Below are 20,066 nucleotides of genomic sequence, written 5' to 3' on the forward strand. Positions count from 1 at the left end.
GTGCTCCCTCTCTGCCTTCGTCGCGCCTTCAAGCAAGCCATTTACGCGGCAGTCGATTTCGTAAGTGAAAATGGTCCACAACTGATGGTGCAGACTTTCATCGACGAAGAGCAACTGACCGCCATCAGCTATCAACTTTATCGAGATTCCGAAGCAATCCTCGAACACTGGCGGCATGCCGATCCCTACATCGCTGAAGTTATGCGGTATTGCACGGTTGTCGCGTTCGAGATTTACGGCGAGCCAAACCCCGCGGTTATGGAACGGATGAACCCCATGCTTCAGGCCGGTCGCGCTACCCAAATGGTCCGTCTCGCGGGTTTCGTTCGGCAATAACCAGACGCTCGATCGCGTTACCACGCTCTCGGGCGAGAGCTTATGTTGGAACTGCAGTGCGGCGCTGAAGGCAGACTGACGTTCTGATGTGTTTAGGCGCTTGCACAAGCAAGTCCGGTGTTGCCACAACAACAGCTCAATGCCGCCGGTCGCGGCGCCCGGATTACCTTAACAGCTGCTCACACCTTAATGGGAGTTGGACCAGCGATATCGGTTTTCGGCCAGAGCGTGCTGGAAATCGGGCGGTCGTAAGGCTGGGATCTCGCGTGGGCTATTCACCTTCGATGGACACCTTCACCCGTCGTGCCAGCGTATCCATGTCGAACGGCTTGGTCAAAACCTCCATGCCTGGCAATAGATGCCCTTGGTTTAACACTGCATTCTCCGCGTAGCCCGTCACAAACAGGACAGGTAGGTTCGGCCGCGTCTCGCGGGCACGATCTGCAAGCTGGCGGCCATTCATGCCATTTGGCAGCCCCACATCGGTCAGCAACAGGTCGATCTGTCGATCTGCTTCCAGGACCTCGGTTGCCTCACGTGCGTCACCAGCCTCAATGACCACATAACCCAATTCCTCCAGTTGTTCAGCAGCGACCATGCGGATCAGAGGCTCGTCGTCCACGAGAAGGATTGTCTGACTTGGCGCCGCAGCAGTCGGCCTGCCGGCAGGTATCGTCTCGTCCGCGCCAACCTCCCCCGTGAACCTAGGCAGGTAGATGAATACAGCCGTACCTTCGCCCAGCTCCGAAAAGATCCTGACGCTGCCGCCGGATTGGCCGGCGAACCCCCATACCATCGACAAGCCGAGGCCGGTCCCCTGGCCGATGGGCTTCGTAGTAAAGAATGGATCAAAGGCGCGAGCGACTGTTTCTGGTGCCATGCCCGTACCCGTGTCCGAGACAGAAACCGATAGATATTGACCGGCCTTCAACCCCAGAGCAGGCGCCATGCGATCATCAATCCAATGGTTTGCCGTTTCGATCGTCAACGTGCCGCCGGATGGCATCGCGTCGCGTCCGTTGATACACAGGTTCAGAAGCGCGCCTTCCAATTGACCCGGATCGACAAGTGTCGGCCATGCTCCGGATCCCTGAACGACCTCGACGGCGACTGCGGGGCCAACGCTCCGACGCACCAGCTCCTCCATCGAAGTTATGAGCTTGTTGACATCCGTGGGCTTGGGAGCAAGCGTTTGTCTCCGGGAGAACGCGAGCATACGCTGCGTTAAAGATGCGCCGCGCGCGGCCGCGCCAGTTGCAGCAGTCAGATAACGATCGATATCGCTCAAACGCCCCTCTGCCACGCGGCTCCTCATCACCTCGAGACTGCCGAGGATCCCTGCCAGGAGATTGTTGAAGTCATGGGCCAGCCCGCCGGCGAGTTGCCCTACGGCCTCCATCTTTTGCGCGTGCCGCAGAGTTTCCTCCGCTGCCATGAGTTCGCCAGTGCGCTCCGCGACCGTTGCCTCCAATGACTCGTTGGCGCGACGCAACTCCGCCTGGCTCGCGAACAACTCGGCCTCTGATCTTACGCGTTCAATATGGGCCCATGAGCGCTCGGTGACTTCCTGGACCAGCGCAAGTTCATGAGACGTCCAATTATGCGGCAGCTTGCGATGGACGGCCATGAGAGCCGTAAGTTTTCCATTTTTCACCAGTGGCAAGCAGATCGTCGCCGCGATGCCAATTTTCCTGAACGTGGCTGCTTCTTCCGGGGCAAGTTCCTTCAAATTGTCACTGATCACGAGGGGGCGTCCCGCAGAAAGCTCGTCAACGGCTAATCTGCCAAAATCTCTGAGATGATATCGGCCAGTAATGTGGTCGGAACCGGGGGCCGCCCAGTCTCCTCGTATGGTGAAGCCGTCCTCGTCAGCGTCCATGTCGGCGTAGGCGCAAACGGATACGCCCAGTTGTTCGCCGAGCATACGGGTGCTGGTTTCCAATATGGCGTCCGCATCCTTTAGCGGAGACGTCGTCTTTCCTAGCGCATCGAGGAAATCCAGCCGCGCCGTATACCGTGCCTTTTCAGCTTCCGATTTTGCGCGCTCGACAGCCGACCACGTCCGTTCGGCAACCTCGGTCGCAAGAGCAACATCGTTATGCGTCCACTTGAGTGGAAGCGGATGGTGAAGAAATAACATAGCTCTTAATTGGCCATGTTTGATCAGGGGCACTGCCAAGACGGTTCGCGATCCGATTGCATGGAACACCGCAGCCATGCTCCCGATCCGATCATCCTGGTCGACGTCGTCTACGCACAGGACTCGACCGTGTTTGAGCTCTTCGATGATCGACGGGCCGAAGTCATTCATGCGGTATTTGCCAGCAGCACTCGCGATTCGCCCGTCTGTCCAATCGCGCTCCACGATGACGTGTTCTTCTTCATCATCGATTTCACCGTAACCAACTCTTGCTACGCCGAGCGCTCTGCCCAGTGCTTCGGAAGCTGCGGCCATCACTGCAACTGGATCTGCGATATCCCTCAGCGTTTCCTCCAACGCGAGATGAAAGGCTTGCCTCTTCTCCAGCATAACGCGCTGGGTGGTTTCAGTGACGGCGCAGAACATTCCCCGCACGGCGCCATGGTGATCCCGTACCGGCGAATACGAAAAGGTAAACCAGCTCTGTTCGTCATAGCCGGCGCGGTTCATAATCAGCGGAAGGTCCTCGCTGAAGGTGGCGATGCCCCTCATCGCTCTATCAATAAGAGGGAAGATGTCGTCCCAAATCTCGTGCCATATATCCTTGAACCGCGCGCCAAAGGCGGCCGGATGCTTTCCACCGAGTATCTGCGCATAGGCGTCGTTGTAAAGGAAGGCCAGTTCGTCACCCCATGCCACGAACATGGGGAACTGGCTATCGACCATCAGGGCTATCACCGATTTGAGAGAGGGATCCCAACAGTCCGGCGGGCCAAGGGATGTGCGTGCGAAGTCAACCGTTTTCAGGAGTTCGGCAACCGGATGTAGAGTAAGAGGCGCCTGCAGAATATTCGGCCCGGAATCCATCAATCCGTCATCGATCGCGATCCACGCATTAGCCATTAGCACCCCCGGCGCATCAAAAACGCTGTTTAACGTCTGTTAGCGCGACAGAGTTCCGCCAGCTAAACTCAAGTTCAGAATCTCAGACGCGGACACGCGCTATCTTGCTGATGCCAGTGATCGTAGTAATGCCACGGACTTACCTGAGCCGGTGGCCGGATTTACCTGGTATCATCACCACTTTCCGACGGATCTTCACTGAGCGTCCGAATGTCGGCCGCTGAGTTTATGCCGACGACGCACGGAGAGTGCGGCTCTTCGAGGCATCACAACGTCGAGTGGCACTACATCGCACCGGGAAAGCCGAGGCAGAACGGCTATGTCGAGTCCTCCACCGGCCGTATGCGTGGCGATCTCTTGTACGAAAGCCTGTTCTTCGGCGTTGATCGTGCCCGCAGCACCATCGAAGAATGGCCGGAGGATTTTAACCATTTCCGACCGCGGCGCCTGTTGAGCATTTGTACTCATTCAAAAGACGAAATCAGCAGGAACCCTCGGCAAGACGACGTTCTTAACTGCCGAAGAAGAGGCTGTTGTGCAGCCTCTTCACTGATCCGCTTGTTTCACCGGATGACAGCCGGTTGTCGGACCTTAACCGTAGTTGATCGGCAGCCAGTCGTAATTCGTGCTGTCTTTGCGCACATGGCCGATGCCCGGAAAGGCGATATGCGCGCCTGCCACAAGATATCTGCCTTCCACCGCCTGCTTGAAGGCAATGTCGCGTGCGGCCACGGCGCCTGTCTGGTCGATGTCGAATTCAATGGCGACGCCCGGTTCATCGAATTGCACGATATCGCCATGGGTGATGTCGCCCCAGAATACGATCTTCTGGCCTTCGCTTTCCAGCGTGATGGCGCTGTGACCCGGCGTATGCCCCGCATAAAGAATGGAACCGAGACCGGGAACAGGTGCCGCGTTATCCGCGAAGGTCTCGAATTTTCCAGCTTCAGCATATGGTGTTACACATTGATCCGCCTCGACGAACTGCTGCTTGACGATGCCCGAGGCTGCCTTCGCATTCGCCGCACTCAGCCAGAATTTTGCCTCTCGTTCATTGACCCGCAACATGGCGTTCGGGAAGGTACGTTTGCCATTGCTCATCAACCCGCCGGAGTGATCGGTATGAATATGAGTGAGGACGACATCATCGATGTCATCCACCTTGTAACCGGAAGCCTCAATGCTGGACACGAGTTTGCCGAGCGATGGCCCTAGATAGGCACCGGTGCCTGCATCGATCAGCACCAGTCTTTCTCCAGTATTGACAAGGAAAGCGTTGACGGAGGTTGGGACCATGTCCGGCAGAAACGCATCTTTCAGCGCGTTTTGTGCATCGTGCTCGCTGGTGTTGGTGTAGAGCTTGGCAAGCGGCAGGGCTACAGTTCCGTCCGACAGGGCCGTAACCTCCACAGTGCCGATTTTTAACCGGTAGAATCCGGGTGCTTGAACAGCTGCAAAGGGTGCTTTGGCGAAAGTGACTGACGGCACGACAAAAGGTACGACGACCAGGCCGGTCAGAGCGCTTTTGAGAATGGAACGGCGGGATGGCATAAATTTGATCCTTGATTGAGGGTGCGGAGTGACTTGCAAGTTCCTCGTCATCAGCTAAGGATGTCTCGATCAGCAATCAAATCGATACCACTTATGCAAGTCATCGATCACTTCAATCTACGTTCATTCGATCTCAATCTTCTCGTAGCTTTCGATGCCATGATGGAAGAAATGAGCGTCACCCGTGCAGCGCAGCGGCTGAAAATTCAGCAGCCTGCCATGAGCCACAATATATCGACCCTGCGGACCTTGTTTCAGGATGAGCTCTTCATCCGTATAGGACAGGTGATGAAGCCCACGGCACGAGCGCTCAATCTGGCCGGTCCGGTACGGCAAGCTCTACGGCAGGCGCAAGCGGCCGTCTTGATGGCGGACGTATTCGATCCGGCCACCGAGCAACGCACGTTCCGGCTGGGACTTTCCAGCGAAGTGGAACTGCTGTTGCTGCCCGATCTGACGGCACGCCTGCGAGAAACCGCACCGGGCATACGCATTCTGGCTCGCGGAGGTGATGCGGCAGAGGTCGACGCGATGCTGGATGCGGGCGTCATCGATCTGTCTGTGGGGTGCAGCTATCTACCGGACTCACGGCACCATTGCGAGCCGCTGTATCAGTCCAGCGTATTGTGCTGTTTCAATCCGCATTTGCTGAAGCTTTTCAATCCGGTGGGCCTTGATGCCTATATGGCAGCACAGCATGCGGTGATCTCGCAAACCGACAGCCTGCATGGCTGTGTCAAGGATGCGCTGGAGCATGCGGGTGCAGAACTGGAAGTGGTGGCGGCAGCTCCCGATTTCATGTCGGTATTGGCGACTGCACATTCATCAGCGGTGATTGCCACCGTCTCATCGCGCATTGCGCTTCGTTACGGGCCGCTGCTGGGCCTTGAGGTCAGCCCGGTGCCACTGGCGCTTTCTTTTCCACCGGTCGCAATGGTCTGGCCGCTTCAGATGGATAGCGATCTTGGCTGCACATGGTTACGGCAACAGATCCGTGAGGCGATGCTGACGACGAACGGGGGCAATGTCGTGGATGTTGCGGCCTGACGTTCCATAATGAGCAGCGTGCGTTTGAACGCCATCCGGCCTAATGGGGGACCTAACCATCTATCTAGGCATTCCGAAATCTGGCCGTTGAAGGGATGTGAACTGCCGATCTGGTTGTCAAGATCAACTTATCATCTCGACTGCACTTATAACATACGTCGGCCGCAGCCGAGAAAGAATTACCGATTTGGGCCGGAAGATATTCGATCACCAAGTCTGGACGATCCCGGCCATCATAGAGCGCACCACGGTCGCCATCCGTGGTTTAGGTGCTATTGCAGGAAATGCGGCCCAACCCAGCTCCGAGATTTTTAGGGAGTCGTCGACGCTGCAGCCACTGTCGGGAAAATTCGCGATCGATCCTTGATCCAAAGAGCCTGCAAACCTATCTGGCTATTGCGGACCGGGCCCCTCTCGCGGAGGCTGATCAAGCCTCGTGATGTCGGACCGCATCGGAACGATCCCGATGCTCTGACAGCCCGGCATTCGCGCCACAGTCATGTGCGGTCGCTCCGATCATTTCCGATCAAGAGGAGCGACAAAATGGATTTTCTCTTCACCGACTTGCTTGGCACGCCTGTCTGGTTCTGGCTGGCATTTCTTGGCCTCGTCGCCGCGCTCACCGCATTCGACCTCGGGGTCCTTCACAAGGAGGATCGCGAAATGGGGATCAGCGAGAGCTTGAAGCTCTCAGCCTTCTATATCGGGATTGCCCTGCTGTTCGGGGCCTGGGTCTGGTATGCGCGCGGGCCTGAACCCGGCATGCAATACTTCACCGGCTTCTTCATCGAGAAGGCGCTTTCGATCGACAATGTCTTCGTCATCAGCCTGATCTTCACCTATTTCGCGATCCCGCCCAAATACCAGTACCGGGCGCTGCTGTGGGGCATCCTGGCTGTGATCGTGTTGCGCGGCCTGATGATCGCCGGTGGCGCGGCGCTGGTGAATGAGGCGTATTGGGTCCTCTACCTCTTTGCGGCATTCCTGATCTTCACAGGCGTGAAGATGTTCTTTGCGGGCGACCAGCCGATGGACGTCGCGAACAACCGCGCGGTACGGTTCATCTCGACCCATATGCCGGTCACCAGGGAACTGCATGGCCAGCGCTTTTTTGCGCGTGTGCGGGACGGAAAGACGGGCAAGCCGGTCATTGCGGCGACGCCACTGTTCCTCGCGCTCGTCGTGATCAACCTGGCGGATCTCGTGTTCGCGGTGGACAGCGTGCCGGCCATTTTTGCAATCACCACCGACACATTCATCGTCTACACCTCCAACATCATGGCGATCCTGGGTCTGCGCGCGCTTTATTTCGCGCTCGCGGCCATGGTTCACCGCTTCCACTACCTGAAATACGCGCTTGCGGCGGTGCTCGTGTTCATCGGAACAAAGATCTTCGTCGCTGACTTCTGGCTCGGAGGAGATAAGTTCCCGCCTGCGGTAAGCCTTGGCGTCACCTTCGCGTTGATCGCAGCCGGTATTGCGTATTCGCTGTGGCAAACACGTAGCGAGCCGGAGCCTGACCGATCAAGAGAGGCGGGATCAAAGGACTCAGCCCGCATCTCAGACCCTAAACCATAAGGTCAGGTGGTGGCTCGGTTGGCGAAACACAGCATTTCGCGCCGGACTCGAACTTCGAAGCCGGACCGTAAGGAAGGTCCGGCAACCGGTTATTGCCCAGCTTTCCTTGCCGCCAGAAGAAGGCTCTCAAGCCGGTCGGCGAACAGGCATCCCCCCGCGGCCAGCATCATCAAGATCATTCCGGTGACGCTCTGCAGGGTGATCGCCTCCCCTGCCAGCAAAGCACCCACGCCGACGGCGATCGCCGGAGATACGAAGGCAAAACTGCCGGCTCGCGACGGGCCAATGTCCCGCAAGAGCTGCATGTAAATGCTGTATCCGATCAAGGAACCGAAGATGACAAGAAAGAGCCATCCCGCGATTGCGCGCCAGCTCCACATGGTCCCGATGGCGGCCGTGGCATCCGGCTCCATGATGAAGGAAACTGCGAGCAGCACGCCACCGCCGATCAGCGTCGTTGATCCAGACAGGACCACGCTTCCATAGCGCGATATGAGCGGTCGCGCGAGCACCGATCCCCATGCCGAGGAGATCGCTGCCCAGGCAACCGCTACAAGACCGAGCACTGCCGACGAGCCTGCATTGGTCGCCGCGAGCGCAGGTGCGAAGAGAACGGCCAGTCCAGCCATGCCGAGCACCATGGCGCCAAAGCGAACGATGCTCCAGCCCTCCTCACTCAGCGCGATGCCGAAAACAAGCAGAGCCAGCGGCGTCAATGACATCTCCAGCACGGCGGCCGTGCCGGAGGGGACGAATTTCATCCCCCAAAACAAGGGACCATAACAAAGGGTAATCATAAGCAGACTGGTGACGAGCAGCCGAACTACGTGCTGCCCCTGCATCAGCGTCAGGGAGCGCCGGATCGCACCCCATCCCAGGAGCACGATCCCTGCGCAGATGAAACGTGTCGCGGCAAAGAGCATCGGAGGAACGGTTGTGACGCCGATTTTGACGGCGATCCATGTCAGTCCCCAAACGAGGCAAAGGATGAGGAACTTGGTGAAGTTGCCAACAGATGTCACTGGGCTTATCCTATGTAACGGTTTAAATGCATTACATACGTTACAACAAGGTGCCGGCGAACTTGTTCCGGTGGTGACATGGCGACTTCGACGAGAGACATGCCGCTGAATGGCGGCCATCCGGCTCTTGACTTCGTCAACACGGTTGACAGCCGAAGGGGACGATGGGGCCCTGACCTGCTGCGGTGTTGCGACGACCTTATCGTCCTGGCGGCGCGGGTTGGCCTGATCGATGAGAAGCAGGCGGTCATCCTTGACCAACTTGCTAAGAGGCGGCCGCAACAAGCAGGAACCTTAGTTGAAGAGGCGATCAGCTTGCGGGAGGCGATATACGACCTCTTCGTGGTGGAAGACACAAATCAGCCCTACCCGGACAAGCCGTTTGCAGTTATCCACGAGAGGGCCAGGCGCGCGCGTGCGCGGCAGCGTCTCTTCGAAACAAAAGAAGGCTTTCAGTGGCTGCAGCCGATTAGCGAACTTACCGACCTTGTGGACCTGTTCGCCTGGCAGGCGTCTGAACTGCTCATCAGGCGACATGAGCGCCGTCCGGTGCGAGAATGCAAAGGCGATAATTGCGGCTGGCTGTTTCTCGACACTTCGAAGGGCGGGCGCCGTCTTTGGTGTTCCAATGCAACCTGCGGCACGCACGCAAGGGTCAAACGCTTTCGAAGAAAAGCAGACCCCCAGAATTAGGGCCGGCATACATCCGCTGTGCAGCAGGGTCGGTGCATAAAAACAACCCATCGGGTCGAAAAAACGGGAGACTTCGACTATCTATCTCGGCATGATCGATTTTGCGGACCGAAGCCGGCAATGACGCGGAAGATGAGCAGGGCTTGGCTCACAAAGCTGCTCGCCGGTGCGGGCGGACTGTTGGCCGCAGCGCTTTCCCTAGGATATTCCCTATACGAGCAGCGCGAAGCCGACATGATTCCGCAGGTGGAAGCGGCGACGCCGGTTGAAGCCGGACGCTGGAAGGTTTCCGTCAGCAGAAGCACTATCGACGCAGCGATGCCGAACGGGGCACGAATATCGCCAGGCAAGAAGGCGGTCGTCGTCGAGATGATGCTAGAGAATATCTCGGCGGAAAGCTCGAACCTCTATGGCAACCTGATCAAGCTCGCCAATGTCCACGATGCATCAAAGCCACAATACTATTTGAAGCGTGACCGGGCCATATTGTGGGACTTGCATCCGAGAATGCCTGAAGCTGTAACTGCAGTCTGGGAGGTTCCGGCGACACTTTCGCTACCGACTGTTTTGCGGCTACGGATCGAGGGCGCCATCTTCAAACCGCGGGACAATCTCTATGCCGCGCCCGGCTGGTTTCCTTCGGGCAGCGTTGCGGAGGTAGCATTGCCCCTCAATGTGGGGATTGAGCCATGACGCGGCAAGCCCCGATGGTCCTCACAATAGTCCCCGTCGCTGCGCTCCTCGCGGCGTTGCAAGCAACGACGCCGCCCTATGCCATGCTGACCGGCCCAATCCGCACGACAGGGCACCAGACCGAGACGGTTTTGAGCACGACCTTCGGCGTGAAGGTCCATCGCGTATTGAAGGCCGGAACGATTGCCTACGCGCGGTTCGGGCGGGCAGTCCAACTGCAGACTTCCGGAGTTTGGATCGTGGTCTCCGCCGAGCTGCGGGCCTTCCAGAAAACGATGCCGGTTCGCGCAGCGACCCTCATCGGCGCCTCCGGCCGATCGTATCGCCAGTCTCGGCGCGCAGGGGAGGCTCCAGGCATTCTCTCGGCGAAAGTCGTTCAGCCTGGCTTGCCGACGACAGGCATTTTCGTTTTCGAGCTCCCCGACGACGAGACACTAGGCATGAAGCTCGTGCTTTCGGAGCAATATGATCCACAACTGAAGGACGAGATCGGCGTGTTTCTCGAAGACGATGGAACGGCCTCGCGCGACAGGCTGGAGATTGGCAAAGATGGTGTTTGACGGCGAGCGGAAGATGTGGTGGCTTTCGCTCGCCAGCCTGCCAGCGCTCGTCGCTGTCGCCGTCGTGATCAATGCCTGGCGCAATATCGAGAATTACAGGCACCGCATCGAGACCGATATCACGCAAGGGCCGGATCACCTCGATTACGCAGGCGCGACGTGGCGGCTCGAAAACGTACGCCTGCTTGGTGATGGCCGGGACGCCAAACTGCGCCTTCCCGGTCAGATGCGACTTGTCATCGTTCGCTTGGTAGCGACAGCCACGCGCGACATCGGTGATGCCTGGGGACAATGCGAGGTCAGCCTGACGGATGGAACGGGGCGTCGCTGGTTGCCGCTCGACGTCAGCCTGTCAAACGATATCAGCCGCGACCTCGATCCTGGCAGGGAACCCGTCAGTGGCTGCGGTATCACGTCGCTGAAACCGCCTCCAAAGGATCATGCTGCCCTGATCGAAGAGAAGTTCGTGGTTCCGGCTGAGGCAGTTCCGGTCCTCTCGGTCAAATTGAGCACAGCTGCCTTGCGGCCGAAAGCAATCGGTTTTGCTCTTGATTTGAATTGAAGTCGCGGCGCTCCGCCTTCATTTTCGGCCCCTCCACTCTCGCCCTTGTGCGAATCCGATCTCGAGCGTGGCCGCCAGAAGGCAGATCTTGATCGGCGTCACCAGTAGTCCTTCGCCCGGCTCGCTTGGCGTGCCTATGAAGGGTGAGATGGTCTGCGCGATGATCTGCCAGAGCGACAGGTCATGTGGGCCAATGAACTGCGTGAGACCGTACCAGGCCCACGCGGATCCCCAATCCAGCAGGCGATAGACAAGAATGGCGGCGAGGATCGCGACGATGCCGGAGTTCAGCGCGAGGCCGACGCCCTCGGCGAGGGCGCGATACCGTTTAAGTGTGCCCTCAACGAAGTGCGAAATGAAATCGCGTACGGATTTCGGCAGCGTCTGCCAGCGGGAAACGGCACGAGCGAAACGCCCCTCACCTAACGCGGGCTCGCCGTGGATGTCATAGCCGTAGACAAGAGCTGCGAGCGTCAACCAGACCACGGGGTAGAGCGAATAGAAGAATAGCCCGACTAGTCGTGTGTGGAGCGGCAGGGGGGAAAATTCTGGAGGCAGCGGAATGGCTTGCTGTGCGGCGGCGTCTGCTACCGGCGTCAGGGAGCTAAGCAGCATGCCCATCGTTTCCGGCAGATGACTGAACCAGGCTCGAACGTCATCCTCCCATTCAGAGAGGACGAAGAGGCCGATAAAAGCCCAGTTGGCTTCGCAAATCACGATAAGGATCGGCCATATCGAGGCACGCGAACGTTTGTGCATAGCCTTTGCGAAACGGCGCACGGCCCAGGCGACGACCACGGGCGCGATCAGCCATGCGCTACCCGATACGTCAAGCAGGCCGACTGCCTCGCCCGAAAGAAGGAGACTGAGAGACAGGCGGGAGTAGTCGCGCACGGTGTCGCCCAGAAAACCCCAGGCTGCGTAGAAGGCGAAGAAGGGGACCAGAGTGAGAGCCAGAGCGCTCACGAAATTGCCGGGAACCGTTTCGATCTCGGCATGCGGCTGTCCCGTCAGCGTCCGCGAGGCCGCGTCGAGGGCCGGCAGGCCGCGGCGGACCGTCTCGAACAAAGCAACGACGACGACGAGCTTCAGCAGGACCACTAACGCCAGCGCCGACAGGCCGGCCAGCGAATTCCATCGCCCGATCATGGCTGCGGCCTCGTTCAGCAGGAGATTGCCGATAAACCCCAGCAGCCAGAGCGCCGCCAGTTGCGGCCAGAAACGCCAAAGCAGGGAGGCCGTCAGATGCAATAGTTGAAGGGCGGTTCGAATACCGGCGCTGAATCCGATCGACGAAGCAGGATTTGACATCTGTTCCCAATAGCATTTCGTTGACTGCGGGCCAACGGCTCAGAACATGAAGATGCAGCGCGCGCATTACCATTTGGGGCGTGACGACAGGCAGTTGATAGCCACCTTTTATCCGGTTCAGAACGGCCTGCTGATCACTGGACAGAATGCCCGCTCGTGGTGGACCGGGCTGGAACCCTTGCCAGTACGCTAAGGTTCACCAAAACCTCTTGATCAAACGCCTTTGTGACGAAGGCGGCAGTCAAACCTCCCCTCGTCTCAAACACTAGGTAGTGGCTGCGAGCGGCGCCTCCTCCGTTACCCGAATTTTCCGGGCGAGGTTGCGAGAAGCCTCTTACGCTCCACTACCTTCCTATTGTACTTGGGTGGCCGGGTGGCGGACGTCCCTTACTCGGTACAAGAATTATCGAGGGGCCTCCTACCCGCGAACCTCTGCCAGTGAGGATAGGTGACCGTCCGACCATCATCGCGAACTGAGAGCCGCAGCCATGCAGAAGTGGAATGAAATCGCTCACCTGCAGGCAGCGTAAGCGAAGTGGCGGGCGAGGCTTTTGACCGCAGCCTGTTAACTTGACGGTGTCATTGCGTGATCCGATCAGCTTATATAGGGTTACATCCGTCGCGAAAATCGGCTGCCGGTCCTGGCAGTCGCAGATACGTCCGTCATGACTTTTGTCCTGGCCGCACCAGCGTCTCCCGAAGCAACAGATCTATCTGCAGGAGCGCTTACATGCGTCATTCCATCACGATTATCGGTGCCGGCCTTGCCGGCCTGACCCTCGCACGAATTCTTCATCTTCACGCTATTGCGGTAATCATCTACGAAGCCGAACCCACCGCCAATGCTCGTTCACAGGGCGGCCTGCTCGACATTCACGAACACAACGGCCAGATCGCACTCAAGGCCGCAGGACTTTATGAAAAATTTCTCGGTCTCGTCCGTCCCGGTGAGGACGCCAAACGCGTGGTCGATAGGAATGGTGCGGTTCTGTTCGAGCATCCCGGAGACGGGTCTTTCCGGAGTCCGGAAGTCGACCGGGGCGATCTGCGCGCGATGCTGATCAACTCGATCCCGGCCGATGCGATCAAGTGGGGGCACAAGCTGACATCCGTCACGTCTCTGGAGGGAGGCCGCCGTCGTGCCACGTTTGCCAATGGGACAAGCGTAGAGACCGATCTCCTTTTGGGGGCGGACGGCGCATGGTCGAAGGTTCGTCCGCTTGTCTCCGATGCGAAGCCCATTTACTCGGGGATCTCATTCATCGAAACGATGCTGCTCGATGGGGATCGGCGGTTCCCGGCCATTGCCGAGGCAATTGGCGAAGGCACGCTGATGGCTGTCGCGCCCGGTCAGGCCATCCTCGCCCATCGTCATGCGGACGGAACGCTCCATACCTATATCGCCCTGCGCAAGCCCGAGGATTGGACGAAGTCGATAGACCTGACCGATACCAGGGGGGCCCTGGCTCGGATTGCCGTCGACTTCGAAGGATGGTCGGAGCCTTTGCTGACGCTTGCGACCGAGAGCGACACCGCGCTCGTGTTCCGTCCGATCTATGCGCTGCCGGTTGAGCACCGCTGGTCGCGCAGGCCCGGCGTGACTTTGCTGGGCGATGCGGCGCATCTCATGTCTCCCTTTGCAGGGGAAGGGGCTAATCTGGCGCTTTATGACGGTGCAGACCTCGCCGAGGCGCTCATCGCGTCGCCGGACGACCTGGAAGCGGCCCTCGGTCGCTATGAGGAGAAGCTCTTTCCTCGAAGTGCCCGTATCGCGTCTCTGACGGCGAAAAATCTGGACTGGTTCTTTGGCGAGGGCGCCCCTGAAAGCGTCGTGGCGCTGTTTCGGCCGCATCTTGGATAGGGCCCCGCCCCTGAGTCATTGCCCGGCCAACCTTGACGATCTCACTGGACCGACATAGTGGACGAGACTGCCGCGTTCGGCCGCCGTACTTAGGTAGAGGAGCTGCGCGCCGAACACGATCCCGGTCGCGATGATCAGCAGGGCCACACGGCGCTTCGACAGGATCCGCCCGCTATTCCGAACCAACAGTTTCGGCCGGAATTCTATACGTTTAGCGACCGGCAATGTTTCCGGGTGTCGCATTTCCAGCCAGATGCCAAGCAGGACCGTGATCAAGAGACAGATACCGAAGACGCTGCGCCAACCGGCAAGCGAGATCACACCCTGACCCAGGGCAGGAGCCAGCATCGGCACGAGAATAAAGAGCGTGAACATGAAGGACATAACGCGCGCCATCGCGTCGCCTTCGAACTGATCGCGGATCATCGCGCGTGTCGCGATCTTCGGCCCGGACACGCCTACACCCTGAAGGAACCGGCCCAGGATCACTATTTCGAGCGAGCCTGCCAGCATCGACGTGACGGTCCCGATCGCATAGAGGCAAAGGCCGAGCACGAGCGCCTTCTTGCGCCCTATCGCATCGGACAACGGCCCTAACAGCAATTCCCCGAACACCATGCCGAAGATGAACAGCGATATGACGTGCTGCGTGGATAGCGGCGGCGCGACACCAACCTCTTCTCCGATCTGGCGTAATGCCGGCAGGAGCGCATCGATGCTCAGCGAGGTCAACGAGGTCAGAAGGGCATAGAGGATAATGCGTTCGCGGAAGCTGATGGAATATGTCATGTGGTTATATACATTTATAGAGATACCCAGCGAAGAGACCTGCCGGGCTTTAAGAGATCCTCAGCCGCGAGGTCTTCGCATGCCTGGCTTCATGCCGTCCGGGCATTGTCCTTGATACACGGCCTCGACCGTCGAAATCAGCTTGTCTCCTTTCCCGCCTATTCCCTCGAACAAACTGGCGGAAACAAAGTGGTAACGGGATGTGAAATCTCCTTCATAGGTGACAGTAAGCTTTACCTTGCCCGTCATCGAGGATTGGCAGTTCGCCTCGATTTTCCGGGACCCGAGCGTAGCCATCCTGTTGGATACCACACACTCCTGCGCGAAAGTCGACCAGACATCCGTCTCGATGAAGTTGGTATGAGTGTCATCGACGCACAAACTCCCTTTTACCAAGCGATTATCTGGCGAGTCGAATACCCACAAACCTGTCTGACGCTTTGGAAAGTCGTCAGCGGCGACCGCCGCTGGAGGCCAAGCTGCAAGCAGTGCGAAAACCGAAAGAAGTTTAACTGACATATTGTCCTGGTCCTTCATTTGTTTGTTTGTTTGTTTGTTTGTTTGTTTGAGAATGCGAGGCCCAACAGGACACCTTCCATCAACGAAAATCGCCAACACCGTTGTTTTCCACCCGCACTGTATCCACAACCTCGAGAATGGCGGCAATGACCACATCGGGCCGAGTGAACTGGATATAGTGTCCGGAATCAGCCACCAGCTGATGACGGCTGCGCGTTGACCAGGAAGCCTCGTCGTCATGCAGCTTCCTCCAAACTTCACGACGACGCGTGTCCGCCTGCCGAGACATGTTCTCTGCTTTTAAAGCGTCATTGCCGAGTGGTGCCATTGCCGTGAGCACAACCAACGGACGGTCACCCAACGTGCGAAGACCGCCGGCCTCCCCCAGCGTCCGGTCGACATTCATATTCTCGGATACTACGGCCGCCAGCGATGTACTTACAAAGGCCTTGGCCTTCTCCGTGACGCGTACCGGAACATCATGTGCTCCGTCAGCCGTCGCCATGAGGCGGATAATCCCGGTCCATGCAAGGCTCGACGCGATCTGCATAGCTTCGTTGATGTAGTCCGGCGGTGTGTTCGCTACCTCCGCGAACCGAGCGACCTGATCCGGATGCGAGGCATCGACGAACACCAGGCCCGCGACTTCATCACCAAATTTCCGGGTGTAGGCCATGCTGTAAGGCCCACCGATCGAATGGCCGGCCAGAACGAAAGGTCCCTTCTCTCCTGCCGCGGTCAGGACGGCCCGAAGATCCTCTGCCACGGCATCGGCGTGCTGCGGCGTGAACTTCGGCTCGCTCCACATAATTCCGGCGCGATCATAGGCACAAGCGCGGGTAAGGCGTGCGACGCTGTCATGTACCTTTGCCCACGAAAGCGTCCCATAATTGTCCAGTCCCGCTTCAAGGATGACGGTCGGCGATCCTTGGCCACCGCAATCAAGATGGATATTACGTCCTCCAACGTCAATCAGTCTGCCCGGAGGCGGGTATTTTGCCCTGGCCCAATGCCGCGACAACACCTCGTAGGCGCTGCCCACCGCAACCGGCAGAACGACCAGTGCAACCAGGCAGAAGGAAACAAGCTTGAGCAAGAGCTTCATATGAACCGGCGGGAGGGTCGAGAGAGCTTCAGGGCCATTATACGGCTCCGTAAGAGAGGACATACTATTGCGAAGACGTTCATAGTTCAGGTCTCGGAACGCGCCGGCATCGGGCATAGCTGGAATGGATAGCTTATAAAGGGTTTGACCATCCGACTAGATTCGGCCACGAAACCCTGACGCGCGCAAAAGTTGATAGCGCGCCTGTTCCCTCGGCTTCCTCAACAACGTCGATGATGGCGACGTGGCCGCAGGCTTCATCAGTTACTCCATCGCGGCGCGGGATCAGATGCATCCAAGCGCTCGGTCTTCATCTGTTACAGCAAGGAGGGTCAGAGAGCCCGGAGCGGCCTCCTCCAAGGTTGAGGCCATGAATCTCTCCTGGAGGTCTTTCATTGACCTACCGTGGCTTGCAGAATTTACGATGACCTTCGCAGGCGGCTCACCCCACTGGCATGCCTTCGGAAGGACCGCTCCTGGCGCATTCACCGTGATTGTGTATGTCGTAAGCCTGCAAGAAGCTTAATGGAAAGAGCGTTGAACTGATGTTGCTCGGCCATTGTTAATCCTGCCAGCGCCAGGCGCTCGTTTTCGACATGCTTCGCAAGGATCCCGTCGATCAACGAGACACCTTTGGGGGTCAAAGCCACCAGTGTACCGCGTCGATCGGTCGGATGGTTTCGTCGCTCCACCAAACCCTCTCGTTCAAGGCGATCTATACGAGCCGTCATTCCACCTGAAGAGAGCATTGCGGATTCATAAAGCCGGGTGGGGGTGAGTTCGTAGGGTGCGCCCGAGCGCCGCAATGTTGCCAAGACGTCGAACTCCCCGCTTTGTAGGCCATGCTCCGCAAAAAACGGAGTGAGACGATCGCGCATGATGATCAGCGTAATCTCTCCGAGACGGCCGAGCACCTCCATCGGAAAGGGATCAATGTCAGGACGCTCCCTCCGCCATTGTTCTGCTGCAGCAGCTGCGGGATCCAAGCTGTTGATAGGCTCACTCATATTCGTGCCTCGATTCTACGAATGTTCGCGATGATTCAGCCGTGTAGGGGCCGGTGTTGTCATGGCCGGTCGCGGATCCACCTGTGGCATGTCGGGCTTTCTGTTCTCGGAGCATCGGTTCAGTCCGTTGGTTTTTAATCCTGCGCAAGCACGCACTCATCGACTCCGTCGTATAAAACTGTTGATGCTTTCAACCATGTCATTTATCTCGATGTCAAGATTCTTAATAGCAAGCGATATAGAACGTGCTCCAACATCAAGATGTGCAACGCAAAAGCCATGAAGCATCCTCCGCTTCGAACACCCTTTCGATAATCGCCGTTGTCGCCGTTGCGCTGAACTTGCGGCCGGCACTTGCGGCTTTGGGCCCCGTTCTCGACCGGATCGAAGCAGGATCGGGCCTGACATCGACTGGCGCTGGGGCGCTGACGACGCTTCCGGTTTTTCTAATGGGATTGGGCGCCCTCGCCGGCTCTTCCCTGCAGCAATCGATCGGGGATAGACGCGGCATTGCTCTGGGAGTAGCGATCATTGCGCTTGCCTGCATTTCGCGGCTCCTCTGGTTTTCCAGTGCCGGGCTTCTTGCCAGTGCAGCAGTATGCGGTCTCGGCATTGCTGCCGTTCAAGCGTTGATGCCCGGATTCATCAAGCGGGTATTCCCGTTGGACGCAGGGCGCGTCATGGGATTGTACTCAACCGGCATCATGGGGGGCGCAACCATGGCAGCCGCGACTGCGGCTGGTTTGTCCCGTTTCGTAGGTTGGGAAGCGATGCTGGGGCTGTGGGGGCTGCCTGCTCTCCTTGCCCTTGTTCTGTGGAAAGGAGCATCCTCTTCGGATGCCTGCGTGAAACAAACGGCATCCCGTCAAACCGTGGGTCGATCACCGTTGAAAAGCGGCAAAGCCTGGCTCCTGCTTATCTTCTTTGGCGTCGGTACGGGCGCCTATACGCTTGTCCTGGCATGGCTACCACCTTTCTATATTCAACTGGGGCGCAGCGAAGATATTGCCGGCTATATGCTCGCGGGTCTTACGCTGATGGAGGTTGTCGCCGGTCTTGCTGTATCGGCTTTAATCAACCGCTTTCCTGATCGGCGGGGACCGCTGGCCGCCGCACTTTTCGCCATTCTCGCCGGCCTGATCTGCCTCATCACCATGCCACTGACTATGGCACTTCCCGCAATGATCCTGCTTGGGCTGGGGATCGGCGCGCTGTTTCCTCTGTCGCTGATCGTGACGCTCGACCACGCCGACGAACCGGCGAGTGCCGGCCGCCTCTTGGCCTTCGTCCAAGGAGGCGGCTATATTATCGCAAGCGTCATGCCCTTTGCGGCCGGCTGGCTGCGCGCCCATTCAGATGATTTGTCACAAGCATGGGTCATGATGGCTCTCGGGATCGGTCTGCTTATCTTGCTCGCGATGCGTTTCGCTCCCGAAGAGCGCATCGTTTGACTGCGTCCGCGGCAAGGCAGAAGGCAGCGCTCTACATTGCAGAAGCCATTTCCTGGAACGATGATCGTTCCGGCCTGATGCAGATCGAATTTAATGCCTGTCGCTGTGACCGTCAGGCCACCGCAGGCATGAAGAACCCGATCCTCGGGAAGGCATCGAAGCGAAAGCTGTTGTCAATGTCGGCCTGCTCAAAAGCGCGGTTTCCGCCGTCAAGACCATGCTGTCAACGCGGGAGTGTGGGGTGGAGGAAAGCTGGAGATCGATTGCCAGTTGGTGCAAAAGGTGGTCATTGCGCCATCGGCAGATGGCAAGACGGCGGAACTGATCATTCACGGCCGCCTTGCCGCTATTCTGGCTGCCCAGGAAGCGTGGCGCGAGGTTTCACGGGAACTGCGCAGTGAGCAATCGGCGGAGTTCGACCGCAGGCGTTCGGCTGGGGAGTTCAAGTCACTAGCGGACAAGACAAAATTCCTGCGCCGCTGCGAAGCCTTGCTGGCCGAGCGTGGGCAGGAATGGATGCTGTTACAAATGTCGGTGGTTGCGGGGGCAGGATTTGAACCTGCGGCCTTCAGGTTATGAGCCTGACGAGGTGAGGCCGAAGAGCAATCGATTGAGTATCGATTGCCGGCCGAACGGGCTGCTCCACCCCGCGCCATTTAGGTAAGCCGCTGCGCGGCTTATCCGGTTTGGTGCAAAACCCTTTGGGTTTTGTCACGGTGATGTAAGCGCGAAGCGCTTGCATCTTCTGCCGGAGCAAATTGCAGAGCAATTTGTCTCCTTTAAGGGATGCACCGGTATAGGATGGTGAGTTCCCTTGGCATTTCAAGTATTCTGCTCTGTGCCTTGAACGACGAAAGGCCGCTTTGGGGCGGCCCTTGAGTTTGGCCAGGGGCCTTAGGTTTCGTATTGAGAAGATTTTCGATCCACATTTTCATGTG

18 protein-coding genes, 1 tRNA gene and 1 pseudogene are annotated in these 20,066 nt (G+C 58.2%); 11 read left to right on the forward strand and 9 right to left on the reverse strand.

What is annotated here, in order from left to right:
• Positions 1-84 precede the first annotated feature (84 nt).
• Positions 85-336 carry a hypothetical protein gene (locus EDE09_RS07915; protein WP_132409622.1) on the forward strand — a complete coding sequence of 84 codons (252 nt, stop codon included), beginning with the start codon at positions 85-87 and terminating at the stop codon, positions 334-336.
• Between the two features lie 271 nt (positions 337-607).
• Here EDE09_RS07915 and EDE09_RS07920 read toward each other — a convergent pair whose 3' ends face one another.
• The gene (locus tag EDE09_RS07920; RefSeq protein WP_132409624.1) at positions 608-3,379 is read right to left on the reverse strand and encodes a GAF domain-containing protein; all 2,772 of its coding nucleotides are present in this window, start codon (positions 3,377-3,379) and stop codon (positions 608-610) included.
• Positions 3,380-3,637: 258 nt separating this feature from the next.
• On the opposite strand from EDE09_RS07920, the pseudogene EDE09_RS07925 reads away from it, so the two are divergent.
• Positions 3,638-3,820 (forward strand): annotated as a pseudogene (locus EDE09_RS07925) (transposase); the annotation flags it as partial.
• 150 nt (positions 3,821-3,970) lie between these two features.
• Here the strand turns inward: EDE09_RS07925 and EDE09_RS07930 are convergent.
• The gene (locus EDE09_RS07930; RefSeq protein WP_132409626.1) at positions 3,971-4,930 is read right to left on the reverse strand and encodes an MBL fold metallo-hydrolase; all 960 of its coding nucleotides are present in this window, start codon (positions 4,928-4,930) and stop codon (positions 3,971-3,973) included.
• 93 nt (positions 4,931-5,023) lie between these two features.
• On the opposite strand from EDE09_RS07930, the gene EDE09_RS07935 reads away from it, so the two are divergent.
• Positions 5,024-5,977, forward strand: coding sequence for a LysR family transcriptional regulator (locus EDE09_RS07935; protein WP_132409679.1), 954 nt, complete (start codon positions 5,024-5,026; stop codon positions 5,975-5,977).
• 543 nt (positions 5,978-6,520) lie between these two features.
• Positions 6,521-7,555 (forward strand): TerC family protein, encoded by a 1,035-nt coding sequence (locus EDE09_RS07940; RefSeq protein WP_132409628.1) that lies wholly within the window; start codon positions 6,521-6,523, stop codon positions 7,553-7,555.
• Between the two features lie 89 nt (positions 7,556-7,644).
• Here EDE09_RS07940 and EDE09_RS07945 read toward each other — a convergent pair whose 3' ends face one another.
• Positions 7,645-8,577 carry an EamA family transporter gene (locus EDE09_RS07945; RefSeq protein ID WP_132409630.1) on the reverse strand — a complete coding sequence of 311 codons (933 nt, stop codon included), beginning with the start codon at positions 8,575-8,577 and terminating at the stop codon, positions 7,645-7,647.
• Between the two features lie 78 nt (positions 8,578-8,655).
• Here EDE09_RS07945 and EDE09_RS07950 point away from each other — a divergent pair, with 78 nt between their 5' ends.
• The 4 genes from EDE09_RS07950 to EDE09_RS07965 all read left to right on the forward strand — a co-directional run bounded on the left by EDE09_RS07950 (position 8,656) and on the right by EDE09_RS07965 (position 11,085).
• Positions 8,656-9,270, forward strand: coding sequence for a CGNR zinc finger domain-containing protein (locus EDE09_RS07950; protein WP_105372906.1), 615 nt, complete (start codon positions 8,656-8,658; stop codon positions 9,268-9,270).
• 120 nt (positions 9,271-9,390) lie between these two features.
• Positions 9,391-9,963, forward strand: coding sequence for a hypothetical protein (locus EDE09_RS07955; RefSeq protein WP_112799732.1), 573 nt, complete (start codon positions 9,391-9,393; stop codon positions 9,961-9,963).
• On the forward strand, positions 9,960-10,523 hold the full coding sequence (locus EDE09_RS07960; protein WP_132409638.1) for a hypothetical protein: 564 nt from the start codon (positions 9,960-9,962) through the stop codon (positions 10,521-10,523). Before EDE09_RS07955 ends, EDE09_RS07960 begins: the two co-directional genes overlap by 4 nt.
• Complete coding sequence (locus tag EDE09_RS07965) at positions 10,513-11,085, forward strand: hypothetical protein (RefSeq protein ID WP_132409640.1); 573 nt, start codon at positions 10,513-10,515, stop codon at positions 11,083-11,085. The genes EDE09_RS07960 and EDE09_RS07965 overlap by 11 nt, the downstream gene beginning before the upstream one ends.
• Positions 11,086-11,103: 18 nt before the next feature.
• Here EDE09_RS07965 and EDE09_RS07970 read toward each other — a convergent pair whose 3' ends face one another.
• Positions 11,104-12,396, reverse strand: coding sequence for a hypothetical protein (locus EDE09_RS07970; protein WP_132409642.1), 1,293 nt, complete (start codon positions 12,394-12,396; stop codon positions 11,104-11,106).
• A 730-nt stretch (positions 12,397-13,126) separates the two neighbouring features.
• Between EDE09_RS07970 and EDE09_RS07975 the strand changes: the two genes are divergently transcribed.
• Complete coding sequence (locus EDE09_RS07975; RefSeq protein ID WP_132409644.1) at positions 13,127-14,257, forward strand: NAD(P)/FAD-dependent oxidoreductase; 1,131 nt, start codon at positions 13,127-13,129, stop codon at positions 14,255-14,257.
• Between the two features lie 15 nt (positions 14,258-14,272).
• Here the strand turns inward: EDE09_RS07975 and EDE09_RS07980 are convergent, their stop codons facing one another.
• The 4 genes from EDE09_RS07980 to EDE09_RS07995 all read right to left on the reverse strand — a co-directional run bounded on the left by EDE09_RS07980 (position 14,273) and on the right by EDE09_RS07995 (position 17,677).
• Positions 14,273-15,046 carry an MFS transporter gene (locus EDE09_RS07980; protein ID WP_245505084.1) on the reverse strand — a complete coding sequence of 258 codons (774 nt, stop codon included), beginning with the start codon at positions 15,044-15,046 and terminating at the stop codon, positions 14,273-14,275.
• Positions 15,047-15,106: 60 nt separating this feature from the next.
• Positions 15,107-15,661: a hypothetical protein gene (locus EDE09_RS07985; RefSeq protein WP_132409646.1), complete on the reverse strand. Its 555-nt coding sequence runs from the start codon at positions 15,659-15,661 to the stop codon at positions 15,107-15,109.
• Positions 15,645-16,670: an alpha/beta hydrolase gene (locus EDE09_RS07990; RefSeq protein ID WP_165924135.1), complete on the reverse strand. Its 1,026-nt coding sequence runs from the start codon at positions 16,668-16,670 to the stop codon at positions 15,645-15,647. The genes EDE09_RS07985 and EDE09_RS07990 overlap by 17 nt, the downstream gene beginning before the upstream one ends.
• A 485-nt stretch (positions 16,671-17,155) precedes the next feature.
• A complete protein-coding gene (locus EDE09_RS07995; RefSeq protein ID WP_105375146.1) occupies positions 17,156-17,677 on the reverse strand; it encodes a MarR family transcriptional regulator in 522 nt (173 codons plus the stop codon).
• Positions 17,678-17,922: 245 nt separating this feature from the next.
• On the opposite strand from EDE09_RS07995, the gene EDE09_RS08000 reads away from it, so the two are divergent.
• Entirely contained in the window at positions 17,923-19,128 is a 1,206-nt protein-coding gene (locus EDE09_RS08000; RefSeq protein ID WP_207914819.1) for an MFS transporter, read from the forward strand.
• Positions 19,129-19,398: 270 nt separating this feature from the next.
• Positions 19,399-19,707: a hypothetical protein gene (locus tag EDE09_RS08005; protein WP_132409650.1), complete on the forward strand. Its 309-nt coding sequence runs from the start codon at positions 19,399-19,401 to the stop codon at positions 19,705-19,707.
• Here EDE09_RS08005 and EDE09_RS28115 read toward each other — a convergent pair.
• Positions 19,664-19,780 (reverse strand) — tRNA-Met (locus tag EDE09_RS28115). The genes EDE09_RS08005 and EDE09_RS28115 overlap by 44 nt on opposite strands.
• Positions 19,781-20,066: the final 286 nt, after the last annotated feature.

This window comes from Neorhizobium sp. S3-V5DH (genome assembly GCF_004343065.1).
In the GTDB taxonomy this organism is placed as follows: domain Bacteria; phylum Pseudomonadota; class Alphaproteobacteria; order Rhizobiales; family Rhizobiaceae; genus Neorhizobium; species Neorhizobium huautlense.